The sequence below is a fragment of the Chryseobacterium camelliae genome (genome assembly GCF_002770595.1).
Lineage (GTDB): Bacteria > Bacteroidota > Bacteroidia > Flavobacteriales > Weeksellaceae > Chryseobacterium > Chryseobacterium camelliae.
This window is the reverse complement of the sequence record NZ_CP022986.1, coordinates 3,835,686-3,858,636: the sequence shown is the minus strand read 5'-3', so window position 1 is coordinate 3,858,636 and position 22,951 is coordinate 3,835,686. Positions and strand designations below refer to the sequence as shown.

Here is a 22,951-nt window from a genome sequence, read left to right as displayed (position 1 = left end):
CATCAGCCCTTACAGCTGGAATTTTTCCATCCTCCTGTACAAAGCTGCCCTCGACAGGCCCAGATCTTCTGCTGCCAGAGAAATGTTGCCGCGGTGTTTCTTCAATGCTTTTTTAATCAGGAGTTCTTCCATTTCTTCAAGATTGAGATTCAGGACGGCCTTTTCTGATTCTTCATCCTGCGGCATCAGCAGCCGGAAATCATTCTCCCGGGACAGGATCACGCTTCTTTCGATGCAGTGGTCAAGCTCGCGGATATTTCCAGGCCAGGAATAATTTTTTAATTCTGAAATCAGGATTTCATTTACAAACAGCTCGGGCTTATGGTATTTCTGTCGGTACTTTTCTAAAAAATAATCCGCTAAGGACGGAATATCTTCCTGCCGGTCACGTAATGCCGGTACCTGCAGCTCTACCGTGTTGATCCTGTAGTACAGGTCTTTCCGGAAACGGTTTTCGGAAACAGCTTTTCTGAGGTTTTCATTCGTTGCAAAAATAAACCGTACATCCAGCATCCTTTCCTTGCTCTCTCCTATCCTTGATAATTTTCTGTTTTGAATTAAGCTCAGCAACTTCGTCTGAAGATGAAGCGGAAGATTCCCGATTTCATCCAGGAAAACCGTTCCGTTCTGTGCATTTTCGATTTTTCCGGCATAATCCTGATGGGCATCTGTAAAGGCTCCTTTCTTATATCCGAAGAGTTCTGCTTCAAAAAGGCTTTCAGAAAGGCTTCCCAAATCAATATGGACAAAAGGCTGGTTCTTTCTCTCCGATAATTCATGAATGTGCTCCGCGAGTACATATTTTCCGGTTCCGTTTTCCCCCAGCAACAGAACGTTGGCATCGGTTGCAGCAACGCGCTCAATCTGTTCCATCACTTCTTTCATCATGCCGGATTGGGTTTCCAGCTGGTACTGATTGGTTTTAATGCTGACATTCTCCCATTGGTTGAGTTTTTTGTTTTTCCGGGAAATATCAACGGCAAGATTGACGGATGCATAGAGTTTCTCGTTATTCCAGGGCTTGAGGATAAAATCGGAAGCACCGTTCTTCAGCGCTTCCACCGCGAGTTCCACTTCACCGTAAGCAGTCATAAGAATAATCGGAAGATCCGGCTCCAAAGCTTTGATTTCCTGCATCCAGTATAATCCGTCCTGTCCGTTTTCAAAGCCTTTCCGGAAATTCATATCCAGCAGAACAGCATCTATCTGATGTTCCGATAAAAATTTCACCAGGTTTTTAGGCTGACTGAGGCAGCTTACCTCCGCAAAGAATTTTTTGAGCCAGATCCTTGCCGAGAACAGGATATCTTCGTCATCATCTACAATTAAAATATGGGCTTCCTTTTTTCTCATTTCTTTTAATATACTATATTACAGCAGTTGCTGACGTTCAAAACGTTCTCTTGTTTCTATAAGGGACCAGGATGAACTTTTCAAGCTCACTGAGGATAGCCGTTTCAATATCTTTTTCCAGATAGCCGTTCGTAAGGCCGAGAAAATCCAGAACATAAGGATCTTTGAAAGTATTGATCGGCATATTTTCGTTTTGTGCTGCCTGGATATTGGCAATGGCGGTCCTTTCAAATGCTTTATTGTCAATCTGTTTCCTAAGCTCTCTTACACTAAGCTAATTGAGCATAGAATCGTCTTGTTTCATCAGATTTTAAAGGGATTAAAATTAAAAAATGTGACCAGCTCAATTGTCGTGACACTGTCACGACAATTTGCATATCAGGGAAAAATTCCGCAAACTGCATCATTCTCTGTACATTTTTCTCGATAAAATTTCTTCCGTAGAGCTTTTCCAGCTGAGCAGCCAATGTAGGTACAACCTGTTTTCCATATTCTGCCCGCTGGTTTTGCAGGACATCATCAATGATGCGTTTACCTACCTGCCAGAATAAAAGTGTGAGCGCACTGTTGGCCTGCATAGCTACCTTTTGGCGGCTTTGCTCTATAAGATGCGATACATCAGCAAACAGCTTTTTGTTTGAAATCAACATCTGCTCTTCAGACGGTCCTGTATTTTTATTTTTATCAGCCATTGTTTTATTTCATCATTTGCAAATATAAAAGTAATTCTTCTCCGCCTTCCAGGTTGCTAAGTTCATCACCGGTATTAAGTTGTCATCCATCAAACCGTCCGTTTCCGGACAAAAAGTGTCCGGTAATGAACAGTTTTAAAATATCCAAAATTGATTCTATTCTAATTTACAGTGAGTTATACAAGCATAAATCTACGGCATCTGCATTGTTTAATAAACTGTAAATAAAACAGTTATCAAAATCATGGATACGAAAATAGTAAAAAAGAAATCCAAATTAAAATTTATCATCATTATTCTGATTTCTGTTTTAGTCCTATCGGTTTTCGGGTGGTATTTCCTTAATCAGAAAAAGACCTACAATGTAAAGACTGAAGATATAACTATTGATGAGGTTACCTACGGCAAATTTGAAGACATGCTGATGCTCACGGCACAGACCCAGTCGCTGCACTCATCGCTGGTCAATGTCCTGGAAGGAGGTGCCGTAAAAGAAATTTTTGCAGAGGACGGGCAAATGCTGGTAAAAGGACAGCCCATTGCACAGGTGTATAATCCCAATACGGAATTCAACTACCTGAATCAGGAAACGGGAATTATGCAGCAGATCAGCCAGATGAGAAGTTCACTCCTTGAACTGAAGAACCAGGAATTCAATCAGGACAAAGAAGTATTACAGTCCCAGAATGATTATAATACAGCTTTGCAGACATACAACCTCCAAAAAAGATTATACGATGCAGAAATCGGGAAAAAAACGGATTATGATGTAGCCATGCAGAACCTGAATTACCAGAAACAAAGGAAATCCATTGTAGAAAAAGGGGCATACAATGAAAAGGCCTCAAGAAACTCCCAGATGGCAGCCATTAACAGCTCGGTCAGCCAGATGGAAAAGAGCCTGAACATTCTGCGCTCCAATAAAAATAATTTCCTGGTCATGGCACCGGCTTCCGGAAGGCTTTCCTCTTTCACCCTTTCACCCGGCCAGAACCTGACCACCGGTGAGAGCATCGGGAAGATAGACCTGATGGACGGCTATAAGCTGGTTGCAAAAGTGGATGAATATTACATCAATAAAATCAGCAGCGGAATAAAGGGAACGTTGGATAATAATGGAAAAGAATATGAGGTCATCATCACCAAGATCCTTCCGGAAGTTAAAGACGGACAATTCTCCGTAGAGCTTAATTTTATTGCAGCTCAGGTTCCGGGCCTGAAAATCGGGATGACGTTCGGGGTTAAATTAAAATTATCTGCCGATGTACAAAGCCTGATGATTCCGAAAGGCAACTTCTACAAAGATACCAACGGAAAATGGATTTTTGTGGTCAAAGGTAGTAAGGCAGAAAGGAGAACCATCAGCGTGGGAAGGGAAAACCCCATGTATTATGAAGTGGTATCGGGTCTGAAACAGGGTGAGAAAGTAATTACCTCAGATTATGCCGAACTGAAAAAATATGAACTATTGGATATTCAAAAACAAAATTAAACTATATTGAAAAACAAAGGTTATTGTTCCAGCTGTAATCTTTAAAACACAAACCTTAAACTGTATTTAAATGATCAATATTACAAACCTTTCCAAAATCTATAAGACTGAAGATGTTCAGACCAACGCACTTAACAACGTCACCATGAACATCAAAGAAGGCGAATTCGTGGCCATCATGGGTCCTTCGGGATGTGGGAAATCCACTTTTCTCAATATCCTCGGATTGCTGGACAGCGCATCTTCAGGCTCCTACCAGTTTGCCGGTACAGAAACAGCAGGACTGAGTGAAAAGAAAAAGTCTGATCTCCGCAAGAAGAACATCGGCTTTATCTTCCAGAATTTTAATCTTATTGATGAGCTTACCGTGTATGAAAACATAGAACTTCCTCTCATCTACAATGGAATTTCTTCTTCAGAAAGGAAAAAACGTGTAGAGGAAATTATGGATAAAATCAATATTGCCCACCGGGCCAAACATTATCCCCAGCAGCTCTCCGGAGGCCAGCAGCAACGGGCTGCCGTAGCCCGGGCACTGGTGACAAAGCCCAAACTGATTCTCGCTGATGAACCTACCGGAAACCTCGACAGCTCCAATGGAAACGAAGTGATGAACCTGCTTGCGGAACTCCATCGGGAAGGCTCTACCATTGCCATGGTTACCCACTCTTCTTATGATGCCGGATACGCCTCAAGAATCGTCAATATGAAAGACGGGGAAATCTTCTCCGAAGAACTTGCCGAGCAGAGAAAGGATGTGTTTGAAAAAGCGGACGCCAAAAATTTTGAGTAAAAACATTCATGCTCCACACCCAAACCTCATAGGTTTCAGAAACCTATGAGGTTTACAAAAAGTTACATTCAACACTGTCATTTATAATTACCAACCGTAATTAAAACTAAAATTATGCTCAACAACTGGCTCAAAATCGCATTCATCAATTATAAAAAGAACTGGCTTTCCACACTGATCAATCTGTTTGGACTCACCATCGGACTCACCGGGTTCATGCTCATCCTGATGCACTGGAATGACGAAGAATCCTATGAACTGTGGAATCCGAAGAAAAATACCATTTATGCATTCCAGCAGTATAATAAAAAAGACAATACCTACGGTCCGAGCATTTCTTATCCGATTGCAGACCGTGCAGCAAAAGTGATTCCTGAGATTAAGGATTATATTTTATTCAGCGGTGCGGGAATAGGTTTTAAAATGACAACCAAAAACAAAACGGTCTATCAGAAGGATGGAATGGCAGTATCCGGAAGCTTTTTCAATTTTTTCCCATTCAGACTGGTATCCGGAAGTTTCAAAGATGCTTTAAAAAATGAGCATTCCCTTGCGCTTTCTGTCAAAGCAGCAAAAAATCTTTTTGGCAAAACAAACGTTGCGGGAGAGCGTGTAATATTTGATCATAAAAATTACATTATTACTGCGGTCTATGAATTGCCGGAAGGGAACAGTGCCATAAAACCGGAATTTGTCATGCTGGCTTATGAACAGCTTAAAAATGACAAGGAAGGCTGGGGTAATTACAATTACGGATGCTTCTTTATGCTGGATAAGGATGCAGATACAGAAGCCGTTCAGGAGAAACTAATGAAAGATGTTTTTGAGTACCGGGCCAAGATGAATGCACAGGGATCCGGAGTTACCCCTCAGAAATACCTGGAACTGTACGGTCCGCAGGGAAGCTTGCTGACTCCCCTCGACCGGATGAAGCTTCACGGAAAGGCGTACTGGTTCGGCACCGGAGATCTTAAAACGATGATGATCCTTTTCGGCCTTTCTGTTTTGATTGTGATTTTGTCTGCCATTAACTTCATCAACCTTAAAACAGCGCAGGCTTCCCAGCGTGCGAAAGAAATCGGCGTAAGAAAAGCAATCGGAAGTACGAGGCTAAACCTTACCCTTCAGTTCTTACTGGAAACGTTTTTAATCTGCTTTACTTCCTATATTGTATCGCTGGCGTTAACAGAACTCATTTTACCGGGCTTCAACAAGTTTTTCAACAAAGAAATTGTGATGAATGACTGGCATATTTACGTGTATTCACTGGCAATGATTTTAACGGTAACGCTGATTTCCGGGCTGATTCCTGCCCTGTATCTGGCCAATTTCAAAGCCATTGAGACGCTGAAAGGAAATTTCGCCAGAAGCAGGCATGGCATCTGGCTGAGAAACGGGATCCTGACTTTACAGTTAATCATATCTTCATTTTTCATCATTGGCGGTTTAATTGTAAATAGCCAGGTAAAATACATGATGAATAAGGACCTTGGGTATAACGGGAAGCAGGTTTTTCTGGTGTCGTTCAGTGAAAACAGTGCTCAACCCTGGCTGAACTACGAACGCATTAAAAATGAAATGAAGAAAATAAAAGGCGTGGATGATGTCTCTTTTGGAGAAGCGGTTGCCGGAAGTTACCGTTACAGCAATTCCAATATGGACTACAAGGATAAAATAATCTATGCACAGCACGGGTCTATGGATTATAACTACCTGCAATTCATGGGAGTTAAACTTCTTAAGGGACGCTGGCTGAATCCGGAACTGGCATCAGATACCATCAATAACGTTCTTGTTAACGAAACTTTTGTAAAACAATTCGGATGGACGGATGATCAGGCTTTTACCAATGAATTCCGCCCGGGCTTTGACGATAAGCCCTACAAAATTGTAGGAATTGTAAAAGATTTTAATGTTAAAAGCCTGAAATCTGAAGTAGAACCCATGATTTTCTTCCATTACCGTGCAACATCCTGGAAACGATACAATCTGTACAATATCCAGCTGAAACTGAAAGCAGATGATATACCGGGCACCGTAAAAAGAATCAAAAAATATTGGGAAACTAAAGCAGAACCCGGTTATCCGTTTGAGTCATACTTCATCGATAAGGAATTTGCCAAAACCTTTGAAACCTATCAGAAACAACAGACCCTGTTTAGCATCCTGAATGCCATGGTTTTGATGGTAGCGCTGTTAGGACTGTTCGCTTTGTCTTCATTAATGATTGAGCAAAAGCTGAAAGATGTTGCCATCCGGAAAACGCTTGGCGCGTCAGACGGAACCCTGGTTTTCGGACTGACGAAGCAGTTCCTCCGAATCACGCTGATTGCCGTTCTTATCAGCATGCCCATCAGCTATTACCTGATGAATGAATGGCTTAAAGATTTTGCCTACCGGATTGATATGCCTGCATCCCCGTTTATCCTGAGCATGGTTATATTACTGATCCTGACTTTTGCAGTCGTAAGCATCAAAGCATATCAGGCCACTAAAGTAAACCTGGTAAAATACCTGAAATATGAATAACAGACCATGAAATAATCCGCTTACATCAAATGACTGATGCCTTTATCCATCATTCAGATCATCAATCATCATTTATCAATCATCAATTATCGTTCATCAATTATGCTCAACAACTGGCTCAAAATCGCATTCATCAATTATAAAAAGAACTGGCTTTCCACCCTGATCAATATCTTTGGTTTAAGTATCGGTTTAGCGGTATTCCTGTTGATCTTTATCCATTGGCAGGACGAAAAATCCTATGAAGGTTGGATTCCACATAAAGAAAATATTTATCTGGTAGAAAATCATGCATCAGTCTTCGGCAATATTACAAAGTCCAGCTATCCGCAACTTTATGTATCAAAGCAAAAATTTCCTGAGATTGAAGATTTTGCAATAGCCAATACCTGGAGCGACTATCAGGTAAGGCTCATTGCCGGTACTCATTCAAGTTATTCTTCTACAGGGGAAGTTTCCAATTCTTTTTTAAACTTTTTACCGTTTGAAGTCATTGCGGGTAATCCTGCTAATGCTCTGGTTAACAAGACTCAGATTGCTTTATCGGAAAATACGGCTAAGCAGCTTTTCGGAGATGAGTACAGAAATTGCATTGGAAAGACGGTAAAAACAGATCAAAATGGAAATCTTTATACAGTTTCCCTGGTATACAGGCTTCCCAAAGATCATTCTGTATTCAAAGCAGATTATCTGGTAAAAGATAATCATGAAATGAAAGACGACCAATGGCTGAGCTATAGCTTTTATGGATTATTCAGGCTGAAACCCGGAACAGATGTTAAACGGTTAGAAGAAAAATTATCGAAGCAGCAACAGCTTTATGAAGAAGTATTGTCCAAGAAATGGGGCAACGCTATAGACCAAAATAATCGGGCGAAAGTCTACCTGACACCAATTTCCAGGATAAAACTGGAGGCAAAAGGAGAAGGTATCTTAAAAGGGGATTATCGGGCTATCAAAGTACTGCTGGGCTTATCCTGTCTGATTCTGATCTTATCAGGAATCAACCTGATTAATCTCAAAACCGCACAGGCTACCCAGAGGGCTAAAGAAGTCGGGATCAGAAAAGTGGCGGGAAGCTCACCATCAAAATTGGTGCTCCAGTTTTTGCTGGAGACCTTTATGATCTGTTTTGCGGCCTATCTCATTGCTTTGGCATTGGTTGAGCTATCACTTCCGGGCTACAATACATTTCTTAACAAAAAGATGACGTTATCCGATCCGAACATCTTTATCTATTCAGCACTATTGCTGTTCTTATTTTCATTGGTCTCAGGATTGATTCCTGCACTTTACCTTGCCAACTTCAAACCGATTAATACCTTGAAAGGTAATTTTGCCAGAAGCAAAAGCGGTATCCGGCTCAGGAATTCTATTCTGACGTTACAACTGGTCATCTCGTCATTCTTTATCATTTGCTCAGTAATTATCCACACCCAGATGGATTATATGATGAAAAAGGATATCGGGTTTAATGGTAACCAGGTGGTTCAGATCGACTTCAAGAAAACAAATTTTCACCAAAAGGATTATGACGTCAAAAAATATGAACTGCTTAGAAATGAAATCAGAAAAATTCCGGGAGTGGCAGATGTTACAGGATCTATTCAGTCTCTTGGGATGGAACTCAGAAATACTTCAAATACAAAGTATGCCATGGATACTACAAAAATTGTGGAGAACGTTGCAATAGGAGGAATTGAGGAGAATTATTTCAGATTTTATGATATACCCGTCATTGAAGGAAGAGACCTGAACTGGAAAAAGGCTTCTGATACCATCAGCGGAACCCTGGTCAATGAAACATTCGTTAAAAAAATGGGATGGAGCAGCAGGCAGGCAATCGGCAAAGAAATTCTGCCCGGCTGGGAAGATAAGAAGAAATATAGAATCCTTGGCGTAGTAAAGGATTTCCACTACAACGGTGTCGATAAACCGGTCGATGCTGCAGTATTTTATAATTATGACAGGAACTGGGCCAAAAACAATATGGTTAACCTACAGATAAAGCTTGATAAAAATGATATCAGCGGAACTCTAGAGCGCATTAAGGAATTCTGGATCACCAAAGCTGAACCAGGCTATCCCTACCATTTTGAATTTGTAAATCATCAATTTGCAAAAACCTTCGAAAAATATCAAAAACAGCAGACCCTGATCACCATTCTGAACAGCATAGTTCTGTTGGTTGCTTTGTCTGGATTATTTGCTTTATCATCACTCTTAATCGAACAGAAACTGAAAGATGTTGCCATCAAAAAAACACTCGGTGCTTCAGATAGGACGCTTGTCTTCGGATTAACCAAACCATTCCTGTGGATAACATTGATTGCTGTTTTAATCAGCATCCCTTTCGGATATTATGCCATGAACGAATGGCTGAAAGACTTTGCCTATAGGATAGACATGCCGGTTTGGCCGTATGTCCTGAGCCTGGCTGTATTGCTGGTCCTGACTTTCGCTGTGGTAAGCATCAAAGCCTACCGGGCAACCAAAGTCAATCCTGTACAATACCTGAAATACGAATAACTTAATAAAGCACGCCGACAAAAGGAAGCACCATGCTGCAAAACTCAAGGCTTTATAGAGCCTTCCCATGCTCCTGTTAAAATTATTAAAATGAAAAAGCTTTTCTTCCTCCTGATCATCAATATTTTCCAGGCTCAGCAGAGCTGGACGCTCAAACAATGCCTTGACTTTGCTTCAGCCAACCATCCGCTGGTAAAACAGTCTACAGTTAATATTCTGAAAAATGAGCGCCAGATTTCAGCAGCCAAAGGGATGCTGCTCCCGTCGGTTAATGCCGGAGTAAGCCATAATTACGGATTTGGCTCATCCATCAATCAGAATACCAACCAGCGGGAATCTATCAATTCCCAGTATGACCAGGTGTATGCTCAGGCAAACTGGGAACTGATGAACTGGAGGAATTACCTTACCCTCTCTCTTTCCAGGCTGAATAAAGAAAGTTCTGTGTATACCATGAAGCAGGTCAGGAATGAAGTGAAATTAAACGTTATCCAGATGTTTTTTTCATACCAGAACAGCAAAAGCTGGCTGCATGTCCTGCAAACGCAGATTTCGGGCATTGAAGACCAGATCAGGCGCACCGAAAAGGAAGTGGAAATAGGCAGCCGGCCGAAAAGTGATGTCTATGACATCCGTGCCAACCTGGGAACGATGCAGGAACAATGGGTTTCAGCCAAAAATCAGCGTGACCTTTCTAAAATCAATCTCCTGAATGCCCTGGCCATTACCAGAGATACCCTTGATTTTACCATGCCTGAAGAAAACCTGACGGAATCAGGTTTCAACAATGAACATTTTGTAGAGCACCTTCTGGAAGTGAATCCGGCATATCAAAGTATTCTGAAACAGATGCAGGCCCAACAGAAAAATGTTGAGATCGCAAGATCCGCTTATTTACCTACGCTTAACGGTTCCTATACCTGGTCCAGCTTCTATAATAAGATTATGGGACAGCCTGCCGAAGCCTTTTCAGACCAGATCAGGGCCAATAAGAACCAGCAGGTTTCCTTCGGGCTTAATATCCCGGTTTTTAACAGATTGCAGGTAAAAAACAGTGTGGAGATTGCAAAACTCAATGTGATCAATTCCGGTTATGAGAGAGATGCTATTATTAATGATTTAACTAAAAGCATCAGTTCCATCAAAGCCGAGTTCCTCAATGCACGGGAAAAATATACCCTGCTGGAAACCAATTTCGAAAACCAGCAACGATCATTTCAGAAATCAGAAGAAAAATACAAGGAAGGGCTTATGGATGCCTACACATTTTTTGTAGTCAGGAATAACTGGCTCCAGGCAAATTACAATTTAATCAGCAGCAGGAATGATGTGATCCGGCAGAATGAGCTGCTGAAGGTTTTTGAAACGAACAGATAGCCTGCCTCATTTTTCTAATAAAAATTAAATGAGAAAAGATTACATGCATTAAGGGTCATTACAAATTATGAGTAACAAAAAATCACTGCAAGTATTCATTGAAGAAAAGATGCTATACTTAGAAAAATGTTTGTTCCTGATCTAATTGTTATTACTTTCTAACAATACAGATATTCAACTGCCTATTTCTGAACAGGATATTGTACTGCCATATCCAGCTCAATGGGATTATTGTATTTTCGCAAATAATTTTGTTGATTTTCAATAATCGTTCTGCTGTCAGCTTTTACTTTTTCTCCCCTTTCGTTTTCAACAATTAAACCACCGTCCCCAAAATCCTTCAGTGGATTAACAAAATAATCTAACTGTAATTTTTGCCACTGGTTTTTAGATATTTCAGTTGGTTTTAACCCAATCTGAGTCTCAATATATCTGGAGGTGTCGATATGGGCATTGATATTCTTATTTGCTTTAAATGAGAACATAAAATTTTCTTTAGTATCTGAAAGCTCCAAAATAAGACCGGGAAGACCATAAAATTTATACGGACCATAGGGGAAAGGAATATCGGTTGTAAACCAGGCTTCCCAAGTTCTTCCTCCGAATTGGGTGGTCGCTTTCTGTACATTGAATTTATCAAGTTTCTTTTTCTCCGAAGTGATATGCCAATTTTGTTTATCCTTGGTTTTTAAAAGATAATATAATGGTGTCTGAGAATAATAATTATAAAAGCTCCCGTCTTTATGAACTAAACGGATTGGCAGCTTTGGATAAGAAAAATTGTACTCTGAGTTAATCTTTAAACGACTTATTGAATCATTCTGATATAATTCCTGGTTATAAAATTTCTGTTCTTTTTCAGAAATATCCAGAATATAATAATCTGTATCATATTTCTGAGCAAGCGAATCTTTCTTGAATTTTAACTCATAGATAAAACGGTGGGTTGTCTGGCCGTAACTAAAGCAAAATATCAGGAATAAAAATAACGTTATTTGCTTCATTTTTCAATAAAATCAAGTGTTTCATACTTTGGAGAGCCTGATAAATTTACTTCTTTTTCCGGAATATTGTATTCCTGAGAAATCTTTTTTGCCATTCTTCTCTTATTGGAAGATATAGCTTTATCAGAATACTGCTTAAAATTTGCTGTCCTGAAAAATTTAGGTTCCGCAATTTTTGTCCGATTATTCTTTTCGATTTTAGTGATATCAAAGGTATATATATCTTGATCATCGGAAGCAGATACAATAAGCCCGGGAAGGCCTACAAATAGCCAGGGACCGGCATTTTGAATTTCTGGTTCATCTTTTGTAAACAGTACATTCCAATTACGATCATTTATTGTTGCAGTTGCTTTATATACATTCCATTTTTTATACTTAAATGAATTCTTTTCTACTTTCCAGACCGGGTATTTTATTTTATCAGAGATTAATGTCTTAGAATCACAGACTACATCATATAATAGTAAGGTTCTGTTATTGTTTTTGTAATCATAAAAATAACCTTTCTTATCCTGACAGATTGAATTGTTATGTAAGACCTTTATTGTATCGCCATTTTCTTTTATTTCATAATTCTTTTTAATAAGATTTTTATATTGAGAAAGATAAAATATGGATTTCTTTTCATTTACATTAAATTGTAAAACTCCATCAGCTTCAAGATTTTTATTGCTTATTTTCTTTTTAACAGTGTAATAGATTTTATATTGTCCGTGCAAATTTATACTGCTGTAGATAATTAACAAGATAGTAACTAAATTTTTCATAGTTAAAGATTTAAATAAAAATGAGGCGGTAAAACGCCTCATCTTTTTTAGTTTTGAATGATAATAACTGGTGGGCAAGGTACCTGTGCATAATAGTGATTTCCAAAATCATCTACAGCCTCCTTGTAGCACTTGCTTTCAACTTTTAGATTTTTATCTGCAGTATCAGAAGTTTTGGCAGTGATGCTTCCTGTAATACCTGCTACTGCGAAAGTAGCCACTAATAATAACTTTTTCATGATTAAAAATTTTGAGATTAATTTATTGAGATTAAATTTATTCAATATTTGTTCATCTGTATTGCGCACTACAAATGAGTAAATACAATAAATCTTAATGCTTCCATTGCTGACCACTTTTTGGAGGTGGATCTGTTTTAGGTGTTTCATTGACAGCAGTTGTAACAGAACTTACCTGTACACTATCAGCCTTCTCTCTGGAGAGTATCGCTGCTGTTTCTCTGTTTTCACCAGTAAATGTCTCTGTAATTAAGTCATCCTGTGGTCTGCAAGAATTTAATAAAATGATTAATAGAACTGTAAATATTGAGATAATCGTTTTCATGGTTATTAGTTTTAAAGTTATCTCGGTGATTTGGTTTTGTTTCTGATTTCGAAATTATCAAACTTAAACAGCTCTAAAAAACCTTGGTTGTACCTATAATAAAATAAGCACGTACTTATTAATGAATTAGCACCAGTTTAAATCAATGATATACAGACAGATATACGATTTAAAAGCATTATGTAAAATAAGCTTATAAAAATCCCGATATAACCGATTTAAAATTAATTTTGGTTATTTTTGAAAAAAGGTTATTAATATTTTTGATTAATGGGATGAAAAAAATTTATATTTTAATATTAATTTCGTTGTCGGAAATATTATTTTCACAACAACAAGATTACAGTCTCTATTACAAATTAAGACAGAATTACGAAAATTACCCTGAAAACGATCAGCGGGCTTTTTCATATTTAAGAAAATATATACGTCTTGCAAAAAAGCAGAATGACTCTGATCATCTTGTGCAGGGATATAAAGATGGAATATTCTTCTCGCCTTCAAAAGAGGATAAATTAAAATATTCAGATAGCGCAATTTCAGTTGCTGTATTATCAAAAAACAATGATTTGATAAGTAATGCTTATTTATGGAAAGGCATCATTTATTATTTTAATTATAAGCAGTATAAATCAGCATTGAACGAATATTTAAAAGCTTATGAATATTCCAAGAATTCAAAAGATGATTTTTTAAAAAACGGAATATTGTATCATATAGGAGTAGTGAAAAGTTACTTGGGATACTATCAGGAAGCATTAAACCACTTTGAGGAAGCGAAAACAAATTTCAAATTAAAATCTGAGGAAAACGTTCATCCAAACCTTATTTATAATAATAAAAAAGGGTATTATAACAGCCTTCACCGGGTTATAGTATGTTATAGAAATCTCCATAACTATACCATGATTGATTCACTGATCAGCACCGGAATATCACAGACCCAGAATAACAAAGAATTTGATCAGGAATACGGATATTTCCTGAAAGAGAGGGGAATAGAAGAATACCGAAAAAAAAGATTTCCTGCTGCGATAAAATCTTTGCAAACCTCTCTTAGGCCAATTACTCATATCAATGATTTTGCCTGGGCTACCGTAAACTATTTTTACATAGGGAAATCGTATATGGAAATGAACAATCCATCCAATGCAATTTTCTATTTTCAGAAAGTGGACTCAATTTTTCAGAAACAGACTTTTATACTTCCGGAACTGAGGGAAAATTATGAGTTGCTGATCAACTACTATAAAGCAAATAACAATAATGACCGAGAACTCTATTATACTAAACAATTATTAAAGGCAGATAGTGTCATGTCTGAAGATTTTTCCTATTTATCCTCTAAGGTTCATAAGGAATTTGATACCAAGACACTGACAGAAGAAAAAGAACGTCTTGAAGACGCAGCGTCAAAAGGGTTTTGGATCATTATTGGACTTATAACTTTTGCTTTAATTCTTTTATTAGTCCTTATAATAAAATATAAAAGTGAAAAGAGGGCGAGAGCTCATTATAAAATCCTGGAAGAAAAAATTTTAAATAGTAACTTACAGTTAACAGTAAAAAAAGATTCTCCAAAATTGAAGGATGATGAAAAAATCATAATTAACGAAAATATAGTCCACGATTTAATAATCAAATTGAAAGAATTTGAGGAAAAATCCGGTTACATAGAGAGTGGACTGACATTGCATAAATTAGCTCGTAAGTTCAATACTAATTCTAACTATCTTTCACAGGTAGTTAATGAATCCAAAGGAATGAATTTCAACAGATATTTAAGTGAGCTCCGTATCAATTATATAACAAATAAGCTTTATAATGATAAAGTATATCTCAATTATAAAATAGAAACCCTGGCAGAAAAATGCGGCATAGCATCCAGAACAAATTTCTCCAATCTGTTCCAGGAAATTAACGGAATGCGTCCAAAGGATTTTATAAAGAAAAGAAACGAAGATTTAAGGAATAGCCATGGTTCTTAGTTTCATGTTTTATTTAAGATAAACTTCAGACCGAAGTCCCGAACAGGTGCCCTACCAACGCAGTAATTCCCATGGCTGCAGTACCCCAGAAACAGATCCTGATCATGGCCAGGCCTGCCGGTGATCCGCCTGTTTTAGCGGAAACGGCTCCGAGAAGCATCAGGAATATAATGGAGAAACCATACTGGAAATAGACCATCTGCTGAAGCGGTGCAACCAGCGACACGATAAAAGGCAGCAGTGCTCCCAGGGCAAAAGAGGCAAAGGATGCCAGTGCTGCAAGCGTCGGATTTGCCTGGGTAATTTCGTTAATGCCCAGTTCGTCCCTGGCGTGTGCTTCAAGAGCATCATGGGCTGTTAATTCTATGGCAACCTGCATGGCTGTTTCCTTGCTTACACCTCTTCCCTCATATATCCTGGCCAATTCCTGAAGTTCTATTTCAGGCATTTCCTCCAGTTCTTTCTTCTCTCTTGCCAGGTCTGCTTTTTCGGTATCTTCCTGGGAACTTACGGAAACATACTCACCGGCGGCCATGGAAAGTGCTCCGGCAATCATCCCTGCAAGAGCGGCTAGAACAATGGTATTCCGTTCCGGCTGTGCCGCAGCCACTCCGATCACGATGCTGGTAGTGGACAGGAGGCCGTCATTGGCACCCAGAACCGCTGCACGAAGCCATCCTACCCTGTTGACATAATGTTTTTCCAAGTGTTGGTGCATACTGAAATTTTAAGATCATACCTGTTTTCAAACCCTTATTCCGGAACAGGATAGCTTAAAGTTACGTTTTTCCATTGGTATACCATCGGTCAAAGCCTGTCGGCTCCTGAATTTATTCTTAGAATAAATCAATTTCAGCCTGATGATATCATGAGACAGCCTTCTTGTACACTTTCAGGGCACGTTCCCGGGCTTCTTTATGTTCTACGATAGGTTTTTCAGAATACTCTTCCGGGATCCATTCCCGGATATATTTTTGGTCTTTATCAAATTTCTTAACCTGCTCTTCAGGATTGAATACCCTGAAATATGGAGAAGCATCACAGCCGCAGCCTGCAACCCATTGCCAGTTGCCGTTATTGGAGGACAGCTCGTAATCCAGCAGCTTTTCCGCAAAATAGGCTTCTCCCCACCTCCAGTCGATCAGAAGATGTTTCGTCAGGAAGCTTGCCGTAATCATTCTTACCCGGTTGTGCATGAAACCCGTTTCATTAAGCTGCTTCATCCCTGCATCTACAATAGGATAGCCCGTTTTCCCCTCGCACCAGGCTTTGAACTCCTTTTCATTGTTCCGCCACGCTATGTTTTCATATTTCTTTTTGAAACAATGCCTGACTACATGCGGGAAATGAAACAGGATCTGCATGAAAAATTCCCTCCAGATAAGCTCATTGAGCCATACTTCATTGTTTTCAAGGGCATACTGGACACATTTCCGTATAGAAATGGTCCCGAATCGGAGCGCAACTCCTAAATGAGTGGTATGGTCCAGCCCCGGAAAATTCCTGTATTCGCCATAATCAGCGATGATTCTCTTTTCCAGCTTAGGCTCTGCCATTTCCAGATCGGTCTTTCTGAATCCTATCGCATCAAGGGCGATCATTTTTTCCTGTTTCAAAGGAAGGAAGTTTTTAAAGTCAGTCTTATGGCTCAGAATAGAAGTTTCCTTCAGTCTTTCTTTCCATTTTTTAGAATAAGGAGTATAAACCGTATACGGACTGTTGTCGTTCTTAACGACTTCATGTTCTTCAAAGATTACCTGATCTTTGCACGTAGTAAATTCAACACCGTTTTGCTTCAGGTATGCTGAGATTTCCCTGTCTCGTGCTAGGGCATCCGGTTCATAATCTTTATTGGCAAAAACGGCATTAATCTCATAGTCTTTAACCAAAGACCTGAATATCTCTATCGGTTGGCCATTAAAAACTTTAATTCCGCTTTTATGTTTCTGCAGTTCCCCGTGTATTTTGGAAAGAGCCTGATGAATATAATCTACCCTTTTGTCTTCCTTATTGGAGAGCTTATCAAGAATTTCCGGATCAAAAATAAACACAGGCAGTACGGGAAATCCTGATTGCAACGCTTCGTGCAGTGCCGTATTATCATCCAGCCTCAGGTCCCTCCTGAACCAGAATATATTGATCTTTTCCGTCTTTTGTGCTTTGCTCATTTTTAGAGAATTTTTTAAACAAATAGATATTCCACAGGATCATTTCATAGCCATAAGCCGTATCTTCCAGGGGAATGGTCAGCAACCGGATCCCTATGAATGTTCCTGGAGTGTAATTGACGATTGGTGATTCCAGTCCTGTGCCCGTCAGTATGCCGTTAACGGCAAGAAAGCCCGGCATGAGCAGCAGGTAAATCAGTGATGCTTTCCCTATCCACTGCACTTTCAGGATGAAATATAATACAAAAAGGCTGATGGCTGTTGTGAGGAAAGTCATGAATGTATAGATACGGTCATTGAAATACAGGGCAATCCCCAGAGCTGCTGCAATACTGATGATCACGAAGATCTTCTCCGGAACTGGTTTCCAGTCGAGCCAGAAAAACTTATCAAGACAAAAGTAGGTAAACAGGCATGAGAACGGAATGCAGATAAAGAAAAGGATTTCTTCTATGGGAAGGCCTAAAATCCTGAATCCGAGCAGGTAATCATCATTGAACCACCAGACTCCCCTTTTGGTAAACCAGGCATCCCAGATGATAAAAACAACCGCAACCATTGAAGAACCTCCCAAAAAGGCCCCAAAGTGCCTGTTGAATTTTATTTTATGGTGAAATGAAAATAAAAAACAGATGATAACGGTAAAAAAAAGAATCAGTAGATAGGTGTATTGCTGCATATCAGGCTTTTTTCTTATTAAAATACATCCTGAAATATTTTACCGGCACCCATAAAAACCCGAAACATTCGCCATGTTCCTTTCCGGTATGCTTATGGTGCTGCTTGTGCGCCCGTCTGATGGCCAGCAGATAAGGATTCTGGGTATCTCTCAGAACTTTAATCCGCTGATGAATGAATATATCATGAACGAAAAAATACGCCATTCCATAGAGCGTAATTCCAAGGGCAATGTAAAAATAAAAATTGAAACCCTGCATTGTTCCCAGGTACATCAGGACGATAGTAGGCACTGCAAAGATGACAAAGAAATAGTCATTTTTTTCCATATGGCCATCGTTACTGTGGTCATGGTGGTCCTTATGCAGTTTCCAGAGCAAACCGTGCATGATGTATTTATGAATGAGCCATGTAATGCCTTCCATGGTAAAAAACGTAATGACAACAATAAGAAAATTCATGACGGTTATTTTTTATTAAACATTTCTTCCAGTATCCGGTGACGGTAGCTGAAAATATTCTCCACTTTCTTTTTCACAAGGATATTATGGGCAATTTCACCCAGGAATCCCATCGGCAATTCATAGTCTACCCTGTCTTTCATCAGAACACCATCTTCATTTTCTATAAATTCATGATGGTGATTCCACAGCTTGTACGGCCCTTTTTTCTGGAAATCGGTAAAGCTTTTATGATACGAAACCTGTGTAATTTCGGTTTGCCATTCCATTTTGATCCCGAAAAGCGGGGATACGTAATAGTCTATGATCATACCTTCATAAATTTCATCATTATCCAGCTGTGTCCGCACAATGAAGTTCATGTCCTTAGGCGTAATTTTGGACAGGTTATGTGCAGAGGAAAAAAACTTCCATGCCGTTTCTATATCGCAGTTCAGCTGCTGTTCCCTTACAAGTGTGTGTACCATTATGTTTTTTCCTGAGTTGAGATTATGCTATAAGAAAGATGTTTTATACTGAAGATAGCAGCCCATCATCAGGGAAATCTTCCTGCCGTTGGAAATGCGGATGCGCTGATTGATAATCTTGGCAGCCGATGTCCTTCTGATCTTTCTGAACAGCGAAATATAATACCGGTAAGCCAGATAAACCCCGAAACGGGAAGAGCTCGGCAGTTTCCTGATGCCCTCCAGAGCTTCGCGGAATTCCTGCTCGATATCCTTTTCAATACTCGATTTTACCGAATTATCGAAATACGAGATATCAACGTCCGGAAAATACGTCCTGCCCAATACCTGGTAGTCATCTTTCATATCCCTCAGGAAATTTACTTTTTGGAATGCAGAACCGAGTTTCATTGCGAAGGGCTTCAGTCTTTCATATTCTCTGGTATCTCCTTCCACAAATATCTGTAGGCACATCAGTCCCACCACCTCAGCTGAGCCTAAAATATATTCTTTATAAAGATCCGAATCGTAATCAATCTTCTGAAGGTCCATCTCCATGCTTTTCAAAAACTGGATGATCAGTGAATGGTCTATGGAATATTTTTTCACTGTTTCCTGGAAAGACTGCAGGATCGGGTTCAGCGAAATGCCGTCTTCAAGAGCCTGAAAAGTATCCTCTTTAAATTTAGTCAGGAGTTTTTCTTTATCATACCCGTGAAAACTGTCTACAATTTCATCGGCGAGTCTTACATATCCGTAAATGGCATAAATGGGATTCCTGATTTTCGGGGACAGGGCCATAATGCCCAGTGAAAAGCTAGTGCTGTACTGCTGGGTGGTCTGTTTGCTTATCTTATAAGACAAATCATCAAATAATTTTTTCATATCAATTTATTTTGGTGGCTTCTCTTGCAGCAATCTTACCGGAGATAATGGATGGTGGCACTCCGGGTCCCGGTACAGTAAGCTGCCCTGTATAGAAAAGGTTCTTTAACTTTTTATTTCTGAGCGAGGGTTTCAGTACAGCAGTCTGTGATAAGGTATTGGCCAGTCCATAGGCATTACCCTCGTAGGCATTGTAATCTTCTTTAAAATCGCGGATGCAGTAGCTTTTCTTGTACTCTATTTTAGAAAGAAGGTTTTCAGCGCCGGTATGCTTTTCAAGCCTGCCGATCATTTCGTGGAAATATCGTTCCCTGATGTCTTCATTGTCTTCTATCCCGGTTGCCACAGGCATCAGCAGGAAAACATTCTCACATCCTTCCGGTGCTACATCCGGGTCGGTTTTGGATGGGCAACAGGCATAGAACAGAGGTGCTGCTGGCCATTTTTTATCCGTATAGATCTCATGGGTATGAAGATCAAGGTCATTTTCAAAGAAGAGGGTATGGTGTTTCAGGCCTTCGATCTTTTCCCTGATTCCGAGATAATAAATAAGGCATGAAGGCGCGAATGTACGCTTCTTCCAGTATTCTTCCGTGTAATTCCGGAATTCTTCGGGAAGCAGGACCTGCTCGGTATGATGGTAATCTGAAGAGGCGATAACGGTATCAAATTCAGCATCACCGCTTTCAGTTGCCAAAGCCGTTACTTTTCCGTTATGGATGCTGAAACGCTCAACAGCACTGTTAAAATGAAAATGGACACCCTGCTCTTCCGCAACTTCTTTCATGGCATCTATCACTTTGGAAAAACCGCCCATCGGATACCAAGTACCCAATTTATACCCCCCATAGTTCATCAAACTGTACAACGCCGGAATGTCTTTAGGTGCAGCACCCAGGAAAATCACCGGGAATTCCATCAGCATAATAAGCTTCGGATGGGTAAAATATTTTCTTACGAAGCGGTGGAAGTTGGTCAAAAGATCCAGCTTCAGTGCACTTTTGGCGATTTTAGGAGACATGAATTCAAACCATGAATAACAGGGCTTATTAACAAAGTCTTTCATCCCGACTTCATATTTATACTGCGCATCACTCATGAATTCATCCAGCTTTTTTCCTGCCCCAGGTTCTGTTTTTTCAAACAGGTCTTTCATTTCAGTGTAATTTTGCGGAACATTCATAGTTCCGTCTGAAAAGACCATTTCAAACTGTGGATTCAGAGGAACCAGTGTATAGAAATCCGATGATTGCCTTCCGAAATCCCCGAAAAAAGATTCGATAATATCCGGCATCCAGTACCAGCTCGGTCCCATATCGAATACATAGCCATGATCAGTCCTGAACTGTCTTGCCCTGCCTCCGGCGCTGCTGTTTTTTTCAAAGACATGAACGTCATGTCCCTCTTTTGCAGCATAGGATGCAGCAGACAATCCTGAAAATCCAGAACCTATGATGGCTATTTTCTTTTTCATATAGTATTTTTTTCAAAGGGATATTCCCTGTATACGGTGTCAATAAGGTTTGCGGGATCTATGTTCTGATTATAAATAGGATTATGGAACTTATCCAGCTTGTCAAGTAGCCGGATCAGCTCCAGTTTCTCTTTTTGATTCAGGTTACCGGCAACAATATGGGTAGCTTTCCGGATTTTCTGCATCTGGTTTTCCAAGGCTTCCTTACCCTGCTCCGTTATCCTGATTACTTTTGTCCTGCGGTCTGTCTCGGAATCAGTCTGTTCTGCCCAACCCTGCTTGATAAGCCTGTTGATGATTAAAATCCCGGCAGGTTTTTCATGCACATTCTTTTTAATCAGCTCCATTTTAGTCATCGCTCCGAAAGCTTTAAGATTAATCAGAAATATAAAGTCTTCCTGGGTGGCAAAGCCTGAACCTGCAATAGCAGATCTCGAGTATGCCTTAGCGTACCTGTTCAGATGAACCAGCAATGTACTGATAACACTCTCTGCTGTTCTTCCTTCGGATTTACCTTCCCATTCTGCCTCAATGATATGAATACCGGCTTTATTTTCCGTAGATTTCAAAGCAGCAATCCAGTTTTTAAAACCTTCAATGTCGGAAGTATACTGCCCGGTTGAATTATCAGTATGAAACTGTTCAAGGAGAAGGAATGTATCTTTTAAAATTGAAGTGTCTATATTCATGCTACGAACATTTAGTATACAAATATACATTAAAATTAAAATAAAGTATATTTATAAACAAATTTTTAAAACAAAAACTTCAGATAAGATCAATCTGTCCATGTATAATTTTCATCAGTGAAGTTCTGTGTTGTGTAAGAATACAATTTATCTGCCAACCCTCGCATAATTCGGGATGTTGTGAAATTATATTCATCTCATTTGGAAAGTTGCCTTACAAATGTCAAATATACCATACCATCATAAAAAAACCATTCATAAAGAATGGCTTTATAATTTAATATATGAGATGTTATTTATAATGCTGAAATATCCCGAAATCGGAAGCTGTCCATAACGCTGCTTTCTGACCGGCTGCTTTCAGTGCATTATTAGTCCAGGTATTGCAGGTATAGGCAAAGCTGTACGTTCCTTTGGCATCATAAAAGGCATCCGTATCCCCATAGACTGCATTGGTGGGAACATACATAAAGTTTCCGTTTGTATCCCTGTCAAATTTATCTTCTACAAAACGCACAAGCGCTTTATACTGTTCTTTGCTGATCATGATTTTTTTACAGTCGGCACCCTCTTTTATGCTCCGGTAGTAGGTACAGTGCATGGCAGATTCGCTCAGCCAGAAGGCTGCTTTAAAAGCTGTTGAAAATTTCAGGTCTGCCCAGGTAGGGGTATCCAGGTAAAAACCTTTGTCTCCCCAACCGATACCAATGTAACTGTAATCGCCTTTTTTTGATTTTGTATTGCTGTAGGGAATAACTGCACTCCAGTCCTGCCATTCATTTTTCACCGGCATTACAATGTCTGTGTGCACTCCATTGGTATAGATATATACCGGCACCTCTTTCGGATTGCCATCATCTTTTGCACGGACTTCTATATACGGAAGGGAAAGGGCCAGGATGACATACAGGACTACAATCCCGATAATGCCCGCTAAAATTTTAAGGATGAGTATCAACACTTTTTTCATATTTATGTTACAATGGGTTCAATAAAATTTAATATTCATTTTTTTGCAAAACTATTTGTTTTAATCGGAAAAATAGCTAAATTTAAGTA

The 22,951-nt window shown here is 39.5% G+C and carries 22 protein-coding genes; 6 read left to right on the top strand and 16 right to left on the bottom strand.

The genetic code is table 11. From position 1 onward, the window contains the following. Window positions 1-9: 9 nt before the first annotated feature. The 3 genes from CGB83_RS17795 to CGB83_RS20470 all read right to left on the bottom strand — a co-directional run bounded on the left by CGB83_RS17795 (window position 10) and on the right by CGB83_RS20470 (window position 2,045). On the bottom strand, window positions 10-1,353 hold the full coding sequence (locus CGB83_RS17795) for a sigma-54-dependent transcriptional regulator (RefSeq protein ID WP_100077034.1): 1,344 nt from the start codon (window positions 1,351-1,353) through the stop codon (window positions 10-12). A gap of 37 nt (window positions 1,354-1,390) precedes the next feature. Continuing rightward, window positions 1,391-1,537 (bottom strand): DUF1016 domain-containing protein, encoded by a 147-nt coding sequence (locus CGB83_RS20475; RefSeq protein ID WP_228419991.1) that lies wholly within the window; start codon window positions 1,535-1,537, stop codon window positions 1,391-1,393. Window positions 1,538-1,622: 85 nt separating this feature from the next. After that, window positions 1,623-2,045, bottom strand: coding sequence for a DUF1016 N-terminal domain-containing protein (locus tag CGB83_RS20470; protein ID WP_228419989.1), 423 nt, complete (start codon window positions 2,043-2,045; stop codon window positions 1,623-1,625). Between the two features lie 244 nt (window positions 2,046-2,289). Between CGB83_RS20470 and CGB83_RS17785 the strand changes: the two genes are divergently transcribed. From CGB83_RS17785 to CGB83_RS17765, 5 genes are all read left to right on the top strand, one after another. Beyond that, window positions 2,290-3,537, top strand: coding sequence for an efflux RND transporter periplasmic adaptor subunit (locus CGB83_RS17785; RefSeq protein ID WP_100077033.1), 1,248 nt, complete (start codon window positions 2,290-2,292; stop codon window positions 3,535-3,537). Window positions 3,538-3,607: 70 nt separating this feature from the next. Further along, window positions 3,608-4,330 carry an ABC transporter ATP-binding protein gene (locus CGB83_RS17780; protein WP_100077032.1) on the top strand — a complete coding sequence of 241 codons (723 nt, stop codon included), beginning with the start codon at window positions 3,608-3,610 and terminating at the stop codon, window positions 4,328-4,330. A 114-nt stretch (window positions 4,331-4,444) separates the two neighbouring features. After that, window positions 4,445-6,859: an ABC transporter permease gene (locus CGB83_RS17775; RefSeq protein ID WP_100077031.1), complete on the top strand. Its 2,415-nt coding sequence runs from the start codon at window positions 4,445-4,447 to the stop codon at window positions 6,857-6,859. A gap of 102 nt (window positions 6,860-6,961) precedes the next feature. Continuing rightward, on the top strand, window positions 6,962-9,388 hold the full coding sequence (locus CGB83_RS17770; RefSeq protein ID WP_100077030.1) for an FtsX-like permease family protein: 2,427 nt from the start codon (window positions 6,962-6,964) through the stop codon (window positions 9,386-9,388). 90 nt (window positions 9,389-9,478) lie between these two features. Continuing rightward, window positions 9,479-10,765 (top strand): TolC family protein, encoded by a 1,287-nt coding sequence (locus CGB83_RS17765; protein WP_100077029.1) that lies wholly within the window; start codon window positions 9,479-9,481, stop codon window positions 10,763-10,765. 182 nt (window positions 10,766-10,947) lie between these two features. Here the strand turns inward: CGB83_RS17765 and CGB83_RS17760 are convergent, their stop codons facing one another. The 4 genes from CGB83_RS17760 to CGB83_RS20235 all read right to left on the bottom strand — a co-directional run bounded on the left by CGB83_RS17760 (window position 10,948) and on the right by CGB83_RS20235 (window position 13,103). Further along, a complete protein-coding gene (locus CGB83_RS17760) occupies window positions 10,948-11,769 on the bottom strand; it encodes a GLPGLI family protein (protein ID WP_100077028.1) in 822 nt (273 codons plus the stop codon). Then, window positions 11,766-12,539: a GLPGLI family protein gene (locus CGB83_RS17755; protein WP_157761454.1), complete on the bottom strand. Its 774-nt coding sequence runs from the start codon at window positions 12,537-12,539 to the stop codon at window positions 11,766-11,768. The genes CGB83_RS17760 and CGB83_RS17755 overlap by 4 nt, the downstream gene beginning before the upstream one ends. Window positions 12,540-12,586: 47 nt before the next feature. Beyond that, on the bottom strand, window positions 12,587-12,778 hold the full coding sequence (locus tag CGB83_RS20240; RefSeq protein WP_157761453.1) for a hypothetical protein: 192 nt from the start codon (window positions 12,776-12,778) through the stop codon (window positions 12,587-12,589). A gap of 94 nt (window positions 12,779-12,872) precedes the next feature. Continuing rightward, complete coding sequence (locus CGB83_RS20235) at window positions 12,873-13,103, bottom strand: hypothetical protein (protein WP_157761452.1); 231 nt, start codon at window positions 13,101-13,103, stop codon at window positions 12,873-12,875. Between the two features lie 275 nt (window positions 13,104-13,378). Here CGB83_RS20235 and CGB83_RS17745 point away from each other — a divergent pair, with 275 nt between their 5' ends. Continuing rightward, window positions 13,379-15,091 (top strand): helix-turn-helix domain-containing protein, encoded by a 1,713-nt coding sequence (locus CGB83_RS17745; RefSeq protein ID WP_100077025.1) that lies wholly within the window; start codon window positions 13,379-13,381, stop codon window positions 15,089-15,091. 25 nt (window positions 15,092-15,116) lie between these two features. On the opposite strand, the gene CGB83_RS17740 is transcribed toward CGB83_RS17745, so the two are convergent. The 9 genes from CGB83_RS17740 to CGB83_RS17700 form a co-directional block, all read right to left on the bottom strand. Continuing rightward, a complete protein-coding gene (locus CGB83_RS17740; RefSeq protein ID WP_100077024.1) occupies window positions 15,117-15,809 on the bottom strand; it encodes a VIT1/CCC1 transporter family protein in 693 nt (230 codons plus the stop codon). Between the two features lie 148 nt (window positions 15,810-15,957). Beyond that, window positions 15,958-17,259: a cryptochrome/photolyase family protein gene (locus CGB83_RS17735; protein ID WP_100077023.1), complete on the bottom strand. Its 1,302-nt coding sequence runs from the start codon at window positions 17,257-17,259 to the stop codon at window positions 15,958-15,960. After that, complete coding sequence (locus CGB83_RS17730) at window positions 17,192-17,938, bottom strand: lycopene cyclase domain-containing protein (protein WP_100077022.1); 747 nt, start codon at window positions 17,936-17,938, stop codon at window positions 17,192-17,194. The genes CGB83_RS17735 and CGB83_RS17730 overlap by 68 nt, the downstream gene beginning before the upstream one ends. Window position 17,939: 1 nt before the next feature. Further along, the gene (locus tag CGB83_RS17725) at window positions 17,940-18,398 is read right to left on the bottom strand and encodes a sterol desaturase family protein (protein WP_100077021.1); all 459 of its coding nucleotides are present in this window, start codon (window positions 18,396-18,398) and stop codon (window positions 17,940-17,942) included. 5 nt (window positions 18,399-18,403) lie between these two features. Next, a complete protein-coding gene (locus tag CGB83_RS17720; RefSeq protein WP_100077020.1) occupies window positions 18,404-18,865 on the bottom strand; it encodes an SRPBCC family protein in 462 nt (153 codons plus the stop codon). 27 nt (window positions 18,866-18,892) lie between these two features. After that, window positions 18,893-19,729, bottom strand: coding sequence for a phytoene/squalene synthase family protein (locus tag CGB83_RS17715; RefSeq protein ID WP_100077019.1), 837 nt, complete (start codon window positions 19,727-19,729; stop codon window positions 18,893-18,895). A gap of 1 nt (window position 19,730) precedes the next feature. After that, window positions 19,731-21,203 carry a phytoene desaturase family protein gene (locus CGB83_RS17710; protein ID WP_100077018.1) on the bottom strand — a complete coding sequence of 491 codons (1,473 nt, stop codon included), beginning with the start codon at window positions 21,201-21,203 and terminating at the stop codon, window positions 19,731-19,733. Next, entirely contained in the window at window positions 21,200-21,892 is a 693-nt protein-coding gene (locus CGB83_RS17705) for a MarR family winged helix-turn-helix transcriptional regulator (protein WP_228419987.1), read from the bottom strand. Before CGB83_RS17705 ends, CGB83_RS17710 begins: the two co-directional genes overlap by 4 nt. A gap of 292 nt (window positions 21,893-22,184) precedes the next feature. Beyond that, window positions 22,185-22,862, bottom strand: coding sequence for a TIGR02117 family protein (locus tag CGB83_RS17700; RefSeq protein WP_100077017.1), 678 nt, complete (start codon window positions 22,860-22,862; stop codon window positions 22,185-22,187). Window positions 22,863-22,951: the final 89 nt, after the last annotated feature.